Source organism: Elusimicrobiota bacterium (assembly GCA_016180815.1).
Classification (GTDB): Bacteria; Elusimicrobiota; Elusimicrobia; order JACQPE01; family JACQPE01; genus JACPAN01.
Map to the genome: position 1 here is coordinate 123,034 of JACPAN010000008.1, position 17,614 is coordinate 140,647.

The 17,614-nt window shown below is 53.5% G+C and carries 16 protein-coding genes; 8 read left to right on the forward strand and 8 right to left on the reverse strand.

All coding sequences use genetic code 11. From position 1 onward, the window contains the following. Window positions 1-2: 2 nt before the first annotated feature. Genes HYT79_04095 through HYT79_04120 form a run of 6 tightly spaced genes read right to left on the reverse strand, consistent with a single transcriptional unit; the run spans window position 3 to window position 6,227 of the window. Window positions 3-452, reverse strand: coding sequence for a dTDP-4-dehydrorhamnose 3,5-epimerase family protein (locus HYT79_04095; protein MBI2069762.1), 450 nt, complete (start codon window positions 450-452; stop codon window positions 3-5). Then, entirely contained in the window at window positions 449-1,456 is a 1,008-nt protein-coding gene (locus tag HYT79_04100) for an NAD-dependent epimerase/dehydratase family protein (GenBank protein ID MBI2069763.1), read from the reverse strand. The genes HYT79_04095 and HYT79_04100 overlap by 4 nt, the downstream gene beginning before the upstream one ends. Before the next feature lie 40 nt (window positions 1,457-1,496). After that, window positions 1,497-2,240 carry a glycosyltransferase family 2 protein gene (locus HYT79_04105; GenBank protein ID MBI2069764.1) on the reverse strand — a complete coding sequence of 248 codons (744 nt, stop codon included), beginning with the start codon at window positions 2,238-2,240 and terminating at the stop codon, window positions 1,497-1,499. Continuing rightward, entirely contained in the window at window positions 2,195-2,986 is a 792-nt protein-coding gene (gene rfbF, locus HYT79_04110; GenBank protein MBI2069765.1) for a glucose-1-phosphate cytidylyltransferase, read from the reverse strand. The genes HYT79_04105 and rfbF overlap by 46 nt, the downstream gene beginning before the upstream one ends. Before the next feature lie 7 nt (window positions 2,987-2,993). Then, window positions 2,994-4,703 carry a nucleotide sugar dehydrogenase gene (locus tag HYT79_04115; protein MBI2069766.1) on the reverse strand — a complete coding sequence of 570 codons (1,710 nt, stop codon included), beginning with the start codon at window positions 4,701-4,703 and terminating at the stop codon, window positions 2,994-2,996. A gap of 57 nt (window positions 4,704-4,760) precedes the next feature. Further along, window positions 4,761-6,227 carry a CDP-glycerol glycerophosphotransferase family protein gene (locus HYT79_04120; protein MBI2069767.1) on the reverse strand — a complete coding sequence of 489 codons (1,467 nt, stop codon included), beginning with the start codon at window positions 6,225-6,227 and terminating at the stop codon, window positions 4,761-4,763. A 441-nt stretch (window positions 6,228-6,668) separates the two neighbouring features. Here HYT79_04120 and HYT79_04125 point away from each other — a divergent pair, with 441 nt between their 5' ends. From HYT79_04125 to HYT79_04160, 8 genes are all read left to right on the forward strand, one after another. Then, window positions 6,669-7,352: a hypothetical protein gene (locus HYT79_04125; GenBank protein ID MBI2069768.1), complete on the forward strand. Its 684-nt coding sequence runs from the start codon at window positions 6,669-6,671 to the stop codon at window positions 7,350-7,352. Between the two features lie 153 nt (window positions 7,353-7,505). Next, window positions 7,506-8,063 carry a hypothetical protein gene (locus HYT79_04130; protein ID MBI2069769.1) on the forward strand — a complete coding sequence of 186 codons (558 nt, stop codon included), beginning with the start codon at window positions 7,506-7,508 and terminating at the stop codon, window positions 8,061-8,063. A gap of 36 nt (window positions 8,064-8,099) precedes the next feature. Further along, window positions 8,100-8,660 carry a hypothetical protein gene (locus HYT79_04135; protein ID MBI2069770.1) on the forward strand — a complete coding sequence of 187 codons (561 nt, stop codon included), beginning with the start codon at window positions 8,100-8,102 and terminating at the stop codon, window positions 8,658-8,660. Between the two features lie 301 nt (window positions 8,661-8,961). Then, window positions 8,962-10,488 (forward strand): B12-binding domain-containing radical SAM protein, encoded by a 1,527-nt coding sequence (locus HYT79_04140; protein ID MBI2069771.1) that lies wholly within the window; start codon window positions 8,962-8,964, stop codon window positions 10,486-10,488. 54 nt (window positions 10,489-10,542) lie between these two features. After that, window positions 10,543-12,444 carry an N-acetylneuraminate synthase family protein gene (locus HYT79_04145; GenBank protein ID MBI2069772.1) on the forward strand — a complete coding sequence of 634 codons (1,902 nt, stop codon included), beginning with the start codon at window positions 10,543-10,545 and terminating at the stop codon, window positions 12,442-12,444. Beyond that, entirely contained in the window at window positions 12,441-13,400 is a 960-nt protein-coding gene (locus HYT79_04150; protein ID MBI2069773.1) for an NAD(P)-dependent oxidoreductase, read from the forward strand. The genes HYT79_04145 and HYT79_04150 overlap by 4 nt, the downstream gene beginning before the upstream one ends. Continuing rightward, window positions 13,390-14,121: an acylneuraminate cytidylyltransferase family protein gene (locus tag HYT79_04155; GenBank protein ID MBI2069774.1), complete on the forward strand. Its 732-nt coding sequence runs from the start codon at window positions 13,390-13,392 to the stop codon at window positions 14,119-14,121. The genes HYT79_04150 and HYT79_04155 overlap by 11 nt, the downstream gene beginning before the upstream one ends. Continuing rightward, window positions 14,118-15,107 (forward strand): Gfo/Idh/MocA family oxidoreductase, encoded by a 990-nt coding sequence (locus HYT79_04160; GenBank protein MBI2069775.1) that lies wholly within the window; start codon window positions 14,118-14,120, stop codon window positions 15,105-15,107. Before HYT79_04155 ends, HYT79_04160 begins: the two co-directional genes overlap by 4 nt. On the opposite strand, the gene HYT79_04165 is transcribed toward HYT79_04160, so the two are convergent. Further along, window positions 15,104-16,912, reverse strand: a complete 1,809-nt coding sequence (locus HYT79_04165) for a glycosyltransferase family 39 protein (protein ID MBI2069776.1) — start codon at window positions 16,910-16,912, stop codon at window positions 15,104-15,106. The genes HYT79_04160 and HYT79_04165 overlap by 4 nt on opposite strands. Then, complete coding sequence (locus HYT79_04170; GenBank protein ID MBI2069777.1) at window positions 16,913-17,608, reverse strand: glycosyltransferase; 696 nt, start codon at window positions 17,606-17,608, stop codon at window positions 16,913-16,915. It abuts the gene before it with no gap. Window positions 17,609-17,614: the final 6 nt, after the last annotated feature.

Here is a 17,614-nt window from a genome sequence, read left to right on the forward strand (position 1 = left end):
GGTTAGCGGTGCTGGAGCGACCAGTCGTAGGGAATTTTTTTCGAGAAGGGGTCCATGCGGACGATTTCATCGGGAGAATGGGCCAGCGTGGCGCAATTGGCCACGATAGCCGGGGTCAAACCGACTCCTTTAAATCCGTTCCATACCCCATGGGGGATGCTCACCAGCACGTAATTGGACTCTCCAATATAAAGCTCCATAAGTTTTCCCTTGGTTTTCGACTTGGGCCGCTCGTCGTAGAGCGCGAGTTTGATGGTTCCCGAAACCACGGCGTAATTTAAATCCATGAGCTTGTGCAAATGCCATCCCTTGATCACGCCGGGATAAACCGTGGAGAAATAAATTTCTCCGAATTTATCGAAATGCGGGTCGTCGGACCTGAGCATATGCATGATTTTTCCCCGCTCATCGGGGATTTGTTTGAGCGCGATGACCTTGACGCCCTCGATCATGCGATCACCCCGGCTTTTCCGAAAAACCGTTCGTACCAGGCGATGGTTTCGGGCAGCGAATTTTCGAGCCGGTACGCGGGCTTCCATTTCAGGAGTTTGTTCGCCTTGCCCGTGGAAAGGGCTTGTTCCTGGATTTCCGCTTTGGCGATGTCGAGAATCTTGGGTTTTAAATTGCTTTGCATGAGCCGGGTAATCAGCGCGACCACGTCCAGCACGGAGCGCGGCTGTTCGCCGGAGAAATTAAAGGCCTGTCCCTGGATTTCCTTGCGATGCAGGTTCTCGGCCAAGGCCAGGCAGGCGCGCACCGCGTCTTTGACGAAGAGATAGTCGCGCACCATCGTGCCGTTGGAGCGCAGCAGCGGGCGCTCGCGCCTGAGGATCGAGCGTATGGTGCCCGGAATGATTCTGTTGAAATTCAAATCCCCTGCGCCGTAGAGATTGCCGCAACGGGTGATGGCCAAGGGCGTCTCAAAGGTCCGGTGATAGGATTGGGCGATCAAATCCGCGCAAGCCTTGGAGACGTCATACGGGAATTCGGCCTTCAAAGCGCTGGTTCCTTCCACGTAAGATTTTCCCTCCACCTCGCCGTAGGCTTTGTCGCTGGACGCGGTTACGATGCGATTGACGGTCGGGCTTCTGCGGCAGGCTTCCAAAATCGTCCAGGTGCCCTGCACATTGGCTTCAAACGTGGAAAGCGGATTCCGATTGGCGATGGGCACCAGGGCTTGGGCGGCCAAATGAAGCACGGTGTCCACCTCATATTCGTTTAATGCCCGCTCCATGAGCCGGTAGTCCTCGATCGCGCCGTGGACGATGCTGACTTTGCGGTGGATGCCGTCGAGGAAAAAACGGCTGGAGCCGGGTTCATCGCGCACCACGCAAACCACCTGGGCTTCCAGGGCGACCAAGGCATCCGTGAGCCAGCCGCCCAAAAATCCGGTCGCGCCGGTGACCAAGACATTGCGGTCGCGCCAAAAAGCCGGGTTTGCGGACAATACAGCCATATCTTCCATGGGGTTTCCAAACCTGTTTATCATTCTCGATTCAAGAGGTCAAGAAGCGCAATTTCAGGATTTGAATGAAAAAGAGAAACGGGAAGAAGAGGCGCACATGAGAGCGCCCTCCGGCCCTCGCTAGATGAGGCACGTCCAGCTCCGCGATGACCAGATGGTTTTTTCTGGCTTCCCACAACATCTCAACGTTGATGACCCAGTCTTTTTTGTTTAGCCGTAGTTTCTGATAAGCGGTTCGTTTCATCAGCAACGGGTAGCCGTTGATGTCCGTAATATGGATTTTAAACAGCAGGCTGACGATGAGGTGATAGCCGAAGCTCATGAGCATCCTCAGCGCGCCGTCTTTGCGGCCGATGCGTTTGCCTTTGATCAAGTCCGCGCCTCCGGCTTCGATCATGCGGGCCATGGTCAACACCGAGGAATGCGGCACCTCCCCGTCCGCGCAGGTAAATCCCAGAATATCCCCTTTCGCTTGCCGGAATCCTTCCAGAATCGCGCCGCCATAGCCCGCGTTTTGTTCTAGGTGCGCGATGCGGATTTCAGGTTTTTCCAAGGACAGGCGCTTAAGAATTTCTTCGGTACGGTCCGTGGAGCCGTTATTGACCGCGATGATTTCAAACGGCGAACCGCCTCGCTTGAGCGTGCCGGCTAAATCCGTGAGCGTCCGCTCGATGCAGGCTTCTTCATTGTAAACGGGAATGGCGATGGAGAGCAGGGGCGTTTGACCTGTCAGTTGTCTTTCCAGGTTTTCCAGCGGGCGTTGCCCTCGTTCCAAAGGGTTTCCAGATGCACTTTATCCCGGTAAGTATCCATGCATTGCCAGAAACCCCGGTGCTGGTGCATGGCCATCTGTCCGTCTTTGGCCAAGCGTTCCAGGGGTTCCCCTTCCAAGGTGCATTCGTCCAGATCGCTTAAGTATTGAAAGAATTTTTGTTTGAACACGAAAAAACCGCCGTTGATCCAACTGGCGCCCAACATGGGTTTTTCATCGAATGATTGAACGATCGGCGAATTTTTCTTTAAACGCAGTTCGCCGAACCTGGAGATCGGGGAGACTCCGGTCACGGTGCCGATTTTTCCGTGCGTCTTATGGAATTTGACCAGCTCGTCGATTTTGAGGTCCGTGACCCCGTCGCCGTAGGTGAGCATGAATTCCGGCGCGCGGATATACGGCTGCGCGCGTTTCAAGCGGGCGCCGGTCATGGCTTTGACGCCGGTGTCCACCATCGTGACTTTCCAGGGCTCTTGATTCAAGGTTCCGTGAAATTGAATTTTCCCGGGACGCGCCAGATCAACGGTAAACGGCAAATTCATGGCGCGGTAATTTAAAAAGTAATTTTTGATCACTTCGCCTTTGTAGCCCAAAAGCAAAACGAAATCCCGGTACCCGTAATGCGCGTACCCTTTCATGATATGCCAAAGAATGGGCTGGCCCGCGATTTCCACCATGGGTTTGGGCCTGGTTTCCGTTTCTTCCCGGAGCCGAAACCCCATGCCTCCGCATAAAATCACAACCTGCATAAAAATTTCAGCGCCAGCCGGCGTAAGTGATGCCCGGCACGCGCTCGATCTCCTCCTTTAAAAATAGATACCACCCGTCATAAAACAGGGCGGGCCGCCGCATGCTTTGAAGCAGGCGGTAGATGTCCAGGTCCTGATAAGCGGGGTTATTGTTCATGATCACCGCGGCGTCTGCCCTGCGAAAGCCTTGCTCCGGCGTCGCGGGCGCGGCTCCCCAACGGGCGATTTGTTGTCCTGAAACAATGGGGTCGTACCCCACAACGTTCGCCCCGGCGGCCTTTAAACGATTCAGCACGTCCAAGGTGCAGGAGTCGCGCGTATCCGAAGTCGGTGGATTGCCTTTGAAGGCGAAGCCCAGAAGAAAAATTTTGCTTTTTCGCGGCGGCTTGTCGTTTTTATTGAGGAAGCCTATGATTTCATCGGCGATGAGCGGAGGGATCGATTCATTGATGCTGCGTCCGGTCGAGACCAGGCGCGACGGCAGCCCCACGGTTTTTCCGGCTTGAACGTAAATGTGCGGGTCTTTTTTGAGGCAGACGCCGCCGACCCCGGGGCTCGGCATCGGGACATGGCCGCGCGGGTAGCCTTCATTGGCGGCCCGGATCAGCCCGACGGCATCCAAGCCCAGGCGTTTCGCCAGCAAAGCCGCTTCATTGGCGAAGGAAAACGTTAGGTCGCGATAGGCGTTATTAATCAGCTTGACCATCTCGGCAGCTTCCAGCGATTGCACCTGAACGATGGTTTTGGTGATGGTGTTGAAGAGTTTGGCGGCCAGTTCCGTGCTGGCTTCGTTGACGCCGCCGATGATTTGCGGCAGGGTGCGCAATTCTTCCACGGCTTTGCCTTCGGCGGTGCGTTCCGGCGCCATGACCAGATAAAATTCATTGCCCGCTTCCAAACCCGTCGTCGATTCCAAAAGCGGCTTGATGACGTTGCGGCAGGTTCCCAGGGGAACCGTGGACCGGACCACGACCAGGTCCCCGCGTTTGAGTTTGCCCGCGATGAAGCGGACCGCGGATTCCAGGTCCGAAAGTTTCGGGTTGCCCTTGGCGTCGAGCGGCGTTCCGATGCACAAGATGTAGACGTCGGCGCCGGAAAATTGCGCGGTGGTGGTGACGCGGAAGCGTTTGCCCCGGGCGTGGCGCAGAATGGCCCAGATGCCGCGTTCATAAAACGTGGGCTGAAGTTTGGCCAAGCGCCGCACGATGGCCGCGTTGATGTCCACGCCGGTCACCTCAAAGCCCGAATCAGCCAGCACCGCGGCCAAGGTCAGGCCCACGTAGCCCAGGCCGATCACCGCAACGCTTCGGCCCGCTACGTCCTGGTTGCGCCACAGGTCATAGTGGGTGAGGATATCGTCCAATCGGCCCTGACCGTCGAGAACCAGAATGCGGTCGATGCGCCCGGTTTGCATCCGCCCCTTGCTTTTGGTCTGACTGGCGATGGAGGCCAGGATTTCTTTCGGGCTTAGTCCCTTGGCCACGGCAATGGGCTCGCGCGTCATGACTTTGCGCACCGGAGTATCGAGCGGGATTTTTTTAAGCATCAGGCGGCGGACATTGCCGTCCGTGACAATGCCCAAAACTTTGCGGTTTTGATCCGTGACCACGGCGATGCCCGGGGGAGCTCCGGCTTTGGCGGCGCGCCCGATGGCCTCGATGGTTTTGGCCAGAGTCAGGGTTGGTTGAACGCAAAGAAGGTTAAGCGTTTTATTCATGTGATAGGCAACGGCCCATTAGGTATTCGTGAAATTCCCCCCGCAGCGTTCAACGCCTCAATTTAACACTTTTTGACCGAAAAATTGTTTAGACGGCGCCGCGGTTTCGAGTTCTTTCAGCAGCGCTTCGCCGATGCGCTCGCCGGCTTTCCCGTCGTTTTTGAAGCAATGGGAACGGATGATTTCTTTGCGGCCCGCGGCGTCTAATCCGGGGTTCGCCAGGTATCCGTTGATGTGTTTGAGCAATTCTTCGTGGGACCTGGCCACGCGCAGGCCGTTGGTGCGCATCAGGTTCTGATAGTGGTTCCAGTCGTAATACCGGGCGATGGAACGGTAGTAGGGCATAGGGGTATTGCCGTCATAAGCGATGGAAACGACCGGGCGGTCGAACGCCGCGGCGTCGAGGGTGCTGGTGGAGAGCACGTTAAGCGCCACGTCGCAATTGGCCAAGACTTCGGCTAAATGCCGCTCATCATCCTCGCCCGCTTTCCAACCGGAAGAAAAACGGCCCGCGGTGAATGCGATGCTGGGCTCGTCGATTAAAACATCCGGGTGCCCGCGATAGCGCAGTAAATAATTAGTATCCAAACCCGGATGAAGCCTCAGCAGAAGTTGCGCGGGCGACGAATAGCGGCCTTCCTTCAACCATTGAACCAGGTGTTCCACCACCTCGATTTGTTTGGGCAGCATATTCGGATTGCCCGCCAGATAAGCGATGGTTTTTTTATCGGGATTTCCTCCGTAACGCTTGATGAACTCGGAGCGCGGCGTCCAGCGGCCGCCGGCGTAAACGTCGAATTGAGGGATGCCGACAATTTCGATCTCCGCGTCTTTGTAGCCCAAAAAATCCGTTAATTCCTTGTGCTGGATTTCATTCCAGATCAATAGTTTGTCGAAATGAAGCGGCAATAGCCTGCCCGGAAGCGGGCTGACGGCTCCGCGCAATCCTGTTTTGGTGTTGATCACGTCCCAACTGTGCAGCATGGCCGTGACCTTGATGCCCAGCCTGCGTCCGTAAAAAGCCACGGGAAATTCTTCCAAGGCCGTGGTGTGAGTCAGAAAAACCATGGACGGCTTGAATTCTTCAAACAAACGGTCGTAATAATCACAGCGGACCAACGCCGGCTGCCACTGCCGCAGCCAGGATAACAGCGGCTCCCAACCCAGCAAAAATCCGATGATTCGCCGCCGCTGAAAGGAGCCGGGCAAATCATGGCGCAGGCTTTCCTTTAAAATCTGCAGGGTGCGGATGCCGGATTTGCCGGTGAAGTAATACCCCTCCGCGATATCCAAAAATTTTCTCAGCGCGCGGAAAGCGAACGGCAGTTTATTGGGAAGATCGCGGAAAAGGATGTTGGGGCCTTGGAATTCCTTGACGAATTCCGGGTCTAAAGAGAGAGCCGATAAAATAACAACCCGGTGCTCGCGGCTGAGCATCTTGAGCGCCGCGCAGCGCAGGATATTCCTGGCCGAAATACCGTAAGGGACGCTGATAAAAACCGTTTTCATGGAATCCGCGTTCACGCCGGGATTATAAGAAATCAGACTACTATCCAAAATAAGTTACCAAACAAATAGTGTAAATATGTCGCAATGTTTGGTAATTAAACCTTGCGAAAAGTTACCAAACAAACTATGCTAATTAATAGAATTGTTTGGTAACTGCAATGAGCATTATAAGAAGCATCCTAGCCGAAGAACTGCAAAACTCTATAAATCGCCTTGGAAAGTACAAACAGACGCTTAAAAGCCTTCCGAGGGGCGTCTTAATTAACAAAAAGATTAAAGGTCATAAATTTTATTATGAAGCCTACAGAGATGGTAAGAAGGTCAAGTTTAGATATAAAGGCAAGTTAAACAAAGCGGAGATCGCCAAATATAAAGAAGCCCAAAAATTAAAAGTCAGGTATCACAAATCGATATCAGACATACGCCGCCAGATAAAGTTCCTCGAGCGAGCCCTTCATGAACGAAAAAAAAGATCAAGAAAACCTCTGTCTAGAAGTTCTAAAAAAGCTCCATAAGGTTGGTGTCTTGCAAGATTTAATTCTTGTGGGCAGCTGGTGCGTTTATTTCTATAAAGACCTGCTCAAAAATTCGAAATACGTATCTACCGTAAGAACTACGGATATCGATTTTTTAATCCAGACTCCCCCGAAAATTAGTACCTCCGTTGATTTGCCTGAACTGTTTAAAGAGCTTGATTTTATCCCGGACCATCGCTCGAGTGGTTTGATTAAACTGATTCATCCGCAATTAACGATAGAATTTTTGGTTCCGGAAAAAGGGAAAGGCGATAGCGGGCCTTATCCGATTAAAGCTTTGAAAATTACCGCTCAGCCGTTACGCTTTATGAACCTGCTGACAGATCAGCTCGTGATATTAAAAACTCAAGGCATGATGCTGAGACTCCCGCATCCTGCCAATTATGCTTTTCAAAAGTTAATCATCAGCAACCGTAGAAAAAAACCTGAAAAGCGCGATAAAGACCGTCGGCAAGCCATCGACATACTGGAAGCTATGGACAACAATGCTTTTGAAGAAGCAAAAATAATTTTAAAATCTCTACCGTCCAATTGGCAGAAAACTATTCTGAATACACTGGTAAAGATCCAGGAAAATACCCTAACAGATCGACTGGTAAACTAGCGTTTAGCCATTGGGCGAAGGCCTGAAGATTATCTTGTTTTCCTTCGGCTAGGGTTGAAATGGATGGATAAATTTTACAGTAGAATGCTTTCTAATGATTGATAGGCACACACAGGGGAACGAATGGGCCATTCGACACCGAGAAGTCTGACGTTGGACAACGTGGATGATGCGATCCGCACGTATGCGCTTTCTGTTGAACAGATCGGGAGCTCGATTGCTCATTTGCGAGGCATACCACTCTTGGAAGCACTAAAGCACACCGAGATCGGTGCTGGCCCATACGACGATGTTTCACTATTCGAGGCTGCAAACCGCATCATGACCGACCTTGTGATTCTCCATGGCGTTCGATGGATGCTGAAGAAGCGCACTTTCCCATTCAAAACGTATCTAGTCGAGTATGGCAATGATGATGAAAACGGATTTGACATTCGCGCAGAGCACGACGGTAAGATCTTGATCGGTGAGGCTTTCAACGTCGCGAAGTCATTCTTTTCGACGAAGCGTGGAGCCATGCTTAAGAAATTGCGCAATTTGAAGGCTGACTTCCGAATCCTGATATTCAACCATGACGCGGTAAAGACTAGGTACGTGCCCGAAACTGGCCCTGGAGAACATTTCGTATTGGTCGACGTTGGTTCTGAAAGTGCCAAGGTGGTGCCCAACCTTCCGCTGGAACGGACGGTGGCTTTGAAGGAGTTTCAATAGCCGCCGCCGTTCAGCGGCACGTTAGGCCGAACTGAAATGTCAATTCCTGATCCGGACAAGTACGTTGCAAAGCTCATCGAACTGCATGGTGGCAGAGAGAATTTCTTCTCCGTGATGGAAGCGCAGTACAAGAAGTTCTTGTCCATCTGGGAGCAAGATGCGGAAAAGATCGGACGGGTACTGAGAGCTCACTTGGCGGTCGAACACTTCCTCGCTGAGCACATTCAGGCGACAAATCCCAAGCTCGGTTCTTTGGACAACGCGCGTTTAAGCTTCGCGCAGAAGATCGATCTTCTGGACGAACATGATCGAATGGCCGAGTTTCTGAAACCTGGGCTCAGGCGGTTGAATCAGATTCGGAACCGTCTTGCGCACAAACTTAAGATGGACATAGACGCCGAAGATCGCGAAGCGTTTTTGGCCATAGAGATCTTCCGAGCGATGCGTGATGAGGGCTCGAAGCGCACCGGCCCACCGGCTGATGATCCCCTTTCGGTCATAGAGCAGTTTGCCAAATTTGCATCGGGGCTACTGCAGACTACCGCAAATCCCCAAGCCAATTTGTGGAAGGAAGCCTACGGGCCACCACCCGACTAGGCCTAACCCGCCGCTTGCAGCCGGCCCACCGCCAAAAGCAGCGGTGGGCGGCTGAAGCGGAATCGTTGGGCGTCATAAAATTGGACATGGCAAGCTCACCCAGCACCCAAGACGAATGGACGATACATGCCCTGAACATTCACGGTGGGTTCTTTCGAGGAAAAGCGGGGACTAAAATCACATTGACGGACGGGCGTTTAGGGGTTATAAATATAAAGTAGGCCGGCAGAAGTCTTGAAAATTTACGTAGAATGAGCCCCGTGTCTGTCGTTAAGGAAGCCTTTTAATTTAAGAGAATTCAATGGCTAAGGTATTGTTTTTGTATCCGAATTTGAGGGCGGAAAGCCTGATTCCTCCCTGCATCACCTTGCTTTCCCGGTTGCTTAAAGACCGGGGCCATACCGTTGATTTGTTCGATTCCACGAATTACGACATTCCTCTTGAGTTTCACCGGGTGGACACGGATAAGATGAAGGAGCAGAATCTCAACGTCCGGCCCACGGATTCTTGGAAGCGCGAGCGCAAAAAAGGCGACGTCTTCCATGATTTTGAGAGCAAGGTCGAAGAATTTTCCCCGGATTTGATTGCGGTCACCGTGACCGAAGCCACGTTCATGGTCGGGATCACGCTGATGAAATCCATCAAGCAGTACGACATCCGCAATATTTGGGGCGGCGTGTTCCCCACCTTCGCTCCGATGCGGGCCATCGGGTTTCCTGAAGTCGAGATGCTTTGCGTGGGCGAGGGAGAGAATTGCCTGACTGATTTATGCGAGCTGATCGATAAAAAACAAGACTATTCCAAGGTTACGAATCTGTGGTTTAAAAAACCCGGCGGCGAAATCATCAAAAACGCCATCACCAAGCCCGTGGACATTAATGAATTGCCGACGAATTTGGACGTTGGTCTTTTCTTGGAGCGCGAGCCGGACCGGTCCATCAGGCCCATGGGCGGCAAGCTTTATCGCATGCTGCCGGTGGAAACCCATCGGGGCTGCCCCTATACTTGCGCCTTCTGCAATTCGCCGTCTCAGAACGTCCTTTATGCGGAGCAGACGCAATCGAGCTTTTTCCGCAAGAAGAGGGTGGACCGTATTCGCCAGGAGCTTCTTTATTACAGGGACAATTGGGGCGTGCAATACAATTTTATGTGGGCGGATACGTTTTTCGCTTGGACGCCCCAGGAAATGGCCGAATTCGCGGAAATGTATCAGGACATCAAACTGCCCTTTTGGTGCCAGACCCGTCCGGAAACAGTCAAGCGCGATATTCTGGAAATGCTCAAGGGCGTCGGCTTGGACCGCATCAGCTACGGCATCGAGCACGGCAATTTGAAATTCCGCCGCGAAGTGGTCAATCGCCGCTACCCGGATGAAGTCATCGCCCAGGCCGGCAACATCACCAGGGAATTGAGCATCCCTTTCAACGGGAACAATATCATCGGTTACCCGACGGAAACGCGCGCGTTGTCCTTTGAGACCATCGAGCTCAACCGCAAAATCCCGACGGACACCATGTCCTGCTCCATTTTTCAGCCGTATTACGGCACTCCGTTGAGGGATTTGGCCGTCAAACACGGGTTCATGGACAAGGATTTCATCTGTCCGTCCAATTCGGACGATACCGTGCTGAAAATGCCCGGTTATTCTTCGGAAGAAATCCGAGGGCTGCGCCGCTGCTTTGCCATGTACACGCGTTTCCCGAAAGATCGTTGGCCGGAGATCAAAGAGGCGGAAAAAATGACTCCGGAAGGCGATAAGAAATGGGAAGCTCTGCGCGACGAGTTTATGGAAACGTTCTACGGCAAAAAGCCCGAAAGCGAATTCTAAAGAGTTCCTCCCGAAACCTCCGATCAAAGCGCGAACTTTGCTATCTTTTGACGAGTGAAAAAGCAGCACGCTCAAACCCTTTTAACGATCGGCCCCAGGAAAATCGGTCCGGGGCAGCCCGTCTTTTTTATCGCGGAAATCGGCGTTAATCATAACGGCAGCCTCGATCGCGCCAAGGAATTGATCGCGATCGCGGCAGAGGCCGGCTGCGATGCGGTGAAATTCCAGAAGCGGAATCTTTCAGCGACTTACCTGAAGCGGGTTTTGGACGACCCGAACCGGGAAGAACAGAGTTTCTCCTATATTCTGCCTATTTTCAAAGAATTCGAGTTCGACGAAGGCCAATACCACGAACTGGTTGATTTCGCAGCCTCAAAGAACGTCATTTTTATGTGCACCCCTTTTGATGAACCCAGCGTGGATTTCCTTGAAAAATTCGGCCTGCTCGCTTATAAAGTCGCTTCCGCTGATTTGACGAATTTTGTTCTCTTGGAAAAATTGACCGCTTTGAAAAAGACGCTGATTCTATCCACCGGCATGTCGACCCTCGATGAGATTGATCAAACCGTCGCGTTTTTGAAATCAAAAAAGGCGGCGTTCGCTTTATTGCATTGCAGCAGCACGTACCCGGCTCCGTTGGCCGATCTTAATCTGCGCCTGCTGCCGAAACTTGCCGAACGCTACGGCGTATGCGCCGGGTACTCCGGGCACGAACCGGTTCTGGGGCCCACGGTCGCGGCCGTGGCCTTGGGCGCGGCCATTGTCGAACGCCATATCACCTTGGATAAAAATATGGAGGGGCCCGATCATGCCGCGAGTTTGGAGCCGGCCGAAATCAAAGAGCTGATGCGTTTGATCCGCGACGTGGAAACCGCTCTAGGTTCCGGCGTCAAGCTCATGAGCCGGGGCGAAATTTTGAATCGCGAAGTTTTGGGCAAAAGCTTGGTTGCCGCGAAAGCGATTGCCAAAGGGCAGGCTATCGCCCGGAATATGGTCACGGCCAAAAGCCCGGGCAAGGGGCTGTCCCCCCAGTTTCTGTACAAAATCGTCGGTAAAAAGGCGAAAAGAGATTTGGCTGCGGATGATGTGTTTGAAGAGCGCGATCTTCACGGCGAGGGCAAACGCCTGAAGGTCCCGACAATGGGCGGACGCTGGGGTTTGAAAACGCGTTTCGCCGAAGCTGATTTCGCGGCAGGGTTTCATTCCCCCATCCTTGAGTTTCATATGTCCGACCGGGACCTTGATTTTCCCTGGGACAAAACCAAACGGTTCAACCAGGAACTCTATTTGCACGCCCCGGAATATATGGGCCGGCGCATGGTGGATTTGGCGCATCCGGACAACGAGCGGCGCATGGCCGCGGTCAGCGTGCTGCAGCGCACCATTGACAAGGCCAGGGAGCTGGCGCCCTCGTTCAAAGGGACGCCCAGCATCGTGATTCACGTGGGCGGCATGGATTTGGAGCTCAACGATAACGCCGGGAAGCTGCTTGATCTGGCGGCTGATTCCGTCAGACGTTTGGACGCCAAAGGCGTCACGCTGTTGCCGGAAAATTTGCCGCCTAGGCCCTGGTATTTTTCCGGGCAGTGGTATCAAAACGCTTTTGTCAGGGCCGAGGAAATGGCCCGTTTCTGCAAAGATTTGAATCTGGGCATGACCTTCGACTTATCCCATGCGCAGCTTTATTGCAATTGCTACGGCAAAGAGCTCGAGGATTACGCGCAAATCGTGGCCCCTTATACCCGGCACCTGCATATCGCGGATGGAGCCGGCATCCAGGGCGAGGGGCTTCAAATCGGCGAAGGCCAAATCGATTTTAAGCGCATTCTCTCGATTCTCGGTCGCGGCCGATGGTCCTGGGTTCCGGAGATTTGGCGCGGGCATCATTATGGCTACCGGGGCTTTATCGTGGCTTTGGAGCGTTTGTCCAAGATTCCTCAATTGAAAAACCGATGAACGTCCTCGTCACCGGCGCTGCCGGATTTGTGGGCTATCATTTAAGCAGCCATTTATTGGCGCGCAAATTTCGCGTGACCATGGTGGATGACAACTCGCGCGGCCCCAAGGACAAGTTTTTCGACGAGCTGACCCGGCAGCCGGGCGCTAAATTTTTGAAGCTCGATCTGGCGGATCCCCGCTCTTATGAACAATTGGGCAAAGGTTATGACGCGGTGTTTCATCTGGCCGCGATCAACGGCACCAAGAATTTTTATGAGAAGCCCGATGAAGTGCTGCGCGTCGATCTTTTAGCCGTGATTTACATGCTCGAATGGTTCGTAAGTTCGGGCAGCCGCAAATTTTTGTTCGCTTCGACCTCGGAAACCTACGCCGGGTCGGATGTGCCCATCCCCACGCCCGAAACCGTGCCCTTGGTCGTTGCCGATCCTTTTAATCCGCGCTGGTCTTACGGCGGCAGCAAAATCGCCGGGGAGCTTTTGGTGATCAATTACGCCCGGAGACGCGGGTTCCCTTTCTCCATTTTGCGCTACAACAATGTTTACGGCCCGCGCGCCGGCTACGATCATGTGATCCCGGCCTTCATCATGCGCCTGTTAAAGAAAGAAGACCCGTTTAGGATTTACGGCGCGGATCACACGCGGACTTTCTGCTACGCCGAGGACGCGGCCTCGGCGTCGGTTTTAGCCATGGAGAGCCCCAAAGCCGACGGCAAAATCATCCACATCGGCAGCGATCTTGAAGGAGAAATCGTGATACGCGATTTAGCCCGGATGATGTTTGAGCTTTTTAACGCGGCTCCGCGCGTGGAAGAACTTCCCGCGCCTGCCGGCAGTCCGTTGCGCCGCCGGCCCTTGCTCGCCGTATTGAACCGTGATTTAGGATTCACGCCAAAAATCTCCATTAGGGAAGGACTTTTGCGCACTTATGACTGGTATAAAAAGAATGGGCAATAAAGACATTCTGGCGATTATCCCGGCCAGAGGCGGATCAAAGTCCGTGCTTAAGAAAAATATCCATTTATTGGCGGGCAAACCGCTGATCGTTTATACGATTGAAGCGGCCAAACGATCGGCCTTGCTGACCAGGACCATTGTCTCAACCGATGATGAAGAAATCGCCCGCATTGCCAGGGATTTGGGCGCGGAAGTTCCGTTTATGCGCCCTGCGGAGCATGCCTCGGACCAAGCCGAGGACCTGCCGGTGTTTAAACACGCGCTTCAATGGTTCAACAAGCATGAGCGTTGGGTCCCGGAAATCGTCTGCCGTTTGGCGCCCACGTCGCCCTTGCGGCGCGCCGAGCATATCGACGCCGCCTGCCGCTTGCTTTTGGGTTCGCCCCAAGCGGATTCCGTGCGTTCTGTTTGCGAAGCCCCGAAGCATCCGTTGAAAATGTGGCGGATCAAGAACGGAGACTTGGCGCCGTTCGTGCCGCTCGAAGTGTTCGGGATTCGCGAACCTTACAATAAGCCCCGCCAGGCGCTGCCTGAAGCTTATGTTCAAAACGGCGTGGTGGAAGCCATCCGGTCGAAAACCATACTTGAAAAGAATTCCATGAGCGGCGAGAAAATATTGTCCTTGGTCGTCGCTCCCGAGGATTCCGTCAATATCGACGGCCCCCTCGATTTTTTATGGGCTGAATTTTTAATCTCACAAAGGAAGGGATCGGTAAAATGAAAATCATCGTGATCGGAACAGGATCCGTCGGAAAGCGGCATTTGGGCAATCTGCAATCATTGGGCGTCAAGGATTTGGCGGTGTGCGATCGACGCGAGGACCGGCTCAAGGAAGTGGCCGAAAAATTCGGCGTCAAAAATCTTTACAAAGAGCTTAATGCCGAAGCCTTGGCCGGCGCCACAGGCGCGGTGATCGCCACGCCGCCGCACATTCATGTGCCCATCGCCAATAAGCTGCTGGAAGCCGGCATTTCGGTGATGATTGAAAAGCCCCTGGCCCACGCCTCGGACGGGACCAAGCCCATGCTGGAATTGGCCGATAAGAAAAAATGTTTCGTCATGACCGGATATACGTACCGGTTTTGGCCGCCCTTAATGAAAATCAAAGAGCTGTTGACGCAAGGCGCGATCGGAAAAATTTACGACGTGCGCATCACCTTCAGCGAATATTTGCCCGATTGGCACCCGTGGGAGGATTACCGCAGCTTTTACATGGCCAAAAAAGAGGAAGGCGGCGGCGCTTTGCTCGATGAAAGCCATACCGTGGATTTCGCGCGCTGGCTATTCGGCGACATCGAGGAAGTGTACGCGGTCAACGGTAAAATCAGCCATCTGGAAATCACCAGCGATGATTTGGCTGTTTTGCTCGTTCGGTTCAAAGGCGGAACCGTCGGGACCATTCATATGGATATTTTCGGCCGCGCGCACCGCAAGGACATGGAAGTGATGGGCGAGAAAGGCAATATTTATTGGAATTTTTACGACAACGAAGTGCGGCTGTACCACGCGGATCAGAAAAAATGGGAATCATTCCCCTTCACCTGCGAGCGCAATCAAATGTTTATGGATGAGGTCAAGCACTTTTTGGCCTGCCTTGAAGGCAAGGAGCGGCCCATGGTGGACGGCAAAGACGGCTTGAAAACCTTGATGTGCCTGTTGGCCGCCCAGGAATCAGCCCGGACCAAAAAAGCGGTATCGCTGAATTAAGTTTTTCTTTTATAGATCCAAACCGGGTAATTCGCGCCGCTGAAATGATCGGTGAAATCCCAGAATCGCGGTTTGGGCCCGAATAAGCGCGCGGGTTCGTAAAATTCCTGAAACCGTTTGAAGGGCTCGGTCCATCGCACGGGCAAGGGTTCGAAATTCGGGTTCCTCACCAGCAAAAAATAATCCGGCATTTCATCGGTTTCAGGGTTGATGTTGTTGTTAAACGCATTGGTCCATAGGGCGTAATTCGCGAAATCAAAGGGCGGGCAAAGGTCCGTATGAGGCAGGTGGCTCATGCCGACGGAAGAACGTTTGGGGATGTTTTGGGATATCCAGCGTCCCGCCTCATAATAAGAAGCATTCCGGGCATCGGACCAATAGTTATGCGTATGCCAGCCGGCTACGGCCGCGATATATAAGCCGGCGGCTGCGGCCAAGGCCCGCTGCCATGGCTTAGGCGCCGAGAATAAGGAATCGAGCGTCCAGGCTCCGTAAACGCAGAATAGGCCGATCAGCGGCATGGCATGGCGGCCGAAACTGCTGAAACCTTCGACGACATGGCCCATGTATAAGGCGAACAGCATGAAATACCCTGCGGTGAATCCCGCCAAGAAGCGTTTGCCCATGTCCAATCGCGGCCAGGCCGCTAATGTTGAGAAAAATCCGAACGAGGCCAAGGCGAATGCCGCCAGGTTAAGGCCGCTGCCTAAACCCAGGAACCAAGCTTTCATCCATTGCCAAGGATTAAAGGACATGCGCGTGGCCACCGCGGAAAGACCGGTCACCGTGTGGTACCATTCGCTGAAAGCGCTGAAAATATAGGGGCTGACCGCGATAAATCCGAGAATTCCGAAGACGGGGCATAGCCACAGACGATAATCAAAAATAACGCGGCCCCAGGATTGCGGGCGCGCCCAGCGTTTCCCCCCGATATGCGCCCAGGGCACGGCCAAGGCCGAAAACCAGATATGAGGCTGTGTGCCCACGATCATCCCGCCTAAAAGGCTGCTCAACGCATACCATTTCAACTGTCCGGTTTCCGCTATGTTCAGGCAGCCGCGCAGCAGCGCAAAAACAAGGGCCGTGCCCAAGGCATGGCCTTTGAGAACATGGGTGATGTAATAAGTGACCGGAGCCGCTAAATAGAGGAATGCGGCCCAACGCGCGGTATTGCGGTTGAAAATCCGCAGCACCAATCCATAAAGCAGCCAGGCCCCGGCAAGCCCCCAGAAAACGCTGTACAGGCGTCCGGCATAAAAAAGTTTGCCCATTTCATGGGGGTGCTGATAATAAAATTTGATGTCGGGCACGAGGTTAAGGAGTCCGAGTTTTTTGGACACGAGCAAGACCCCGCCCAAACTGTAAATATAAAGCCCCGCGTGGAAATAATGGTGCGGGTTGAAATCAAGTTTTCTGGGGTTCATGCGGGAAAGAGAAGTGAGAAAAATTTGCTCGTCCCCGTCTCCGGTGCGCAGCAAAAATCCGCTGTAGGCGTAGAGCAGGAACGGATGAAAAGGATTTGTCCATCCCTCGACTTTGACGATTTTTCGCGGGTCGGGAAAATAAGGGTCGGGGAAGCCGGCCAGCGCCTGGCTGGCGATGGAAACCTGATAAGCCTGTTTGCGGTTCTCTTCGAGTTTGACGTAGAGGGCCGGGTCATTCGCGTCTGCGCGGCCCGCCAACACCATCTCCGCCCGTTTCTGCGACGGCAGTCCCCAATCAAGGCCGATGAGATGGGCCAAACCCATCACGCAGAGCACGGCGATCAGCGCCCGGTCGTTTCCCATTTTTTTTGTTTTTGGCATTTAAGACCAGCGCTGGATCAGTAGGATCAGCACCCGTTTGAGATACCCTGGAACCGCGGTGACATAGTTGAGTTTTGAGATGCCCAGATCCCGATTGGTCAGGACAAAAGGAATTTCCGTAAACCGCGCTTTGTTGGCGATGAGTTTGGTCATGATTTCAAGCTGCACGGCGAACCCATGTTCTTCGATGGCAACCGACTTAAGCAATGACGCATTGTAAGCTTTGAAACCGCCGGTATTATCCTTAACTGGAGACAAGAAAAAAACCCGGTACAAAAAATTGGCCAGCCGGCTCATGGCCCGGCGATGAATCGGCACGCGCAGCATGCCGCCGCCGGGCACGAATCGGGAAGCCGCGCAAACGTCGGCGTTCGCTAAAGCGGCCGTCATCGCTCCGATGAGTTCGGGAGGATGCGCGCAATCCGCGTCCATGGTGACGATGATTCTGCCTTTGGCTGCGGCAATGCCGGATTTGAGCGCGCCGCCCAAATTTTGGTTTCGAGCATGGGTGACGACGCGCAGGTTGGGGTGTTCGCCCGCGAGCTCCTTGAGAATGGCGCCCGTTCGATCCATGGAACCGTCATCGACGATAATGAGCTCCCAATCTTCTTGAAGGGAGACCTTGGCGTAAATCGAACGAACAAATTCGCGAATGACGTCCTCTTCATTGTAGGCGGGGGCCAGCAGGGAGATCACGAAACC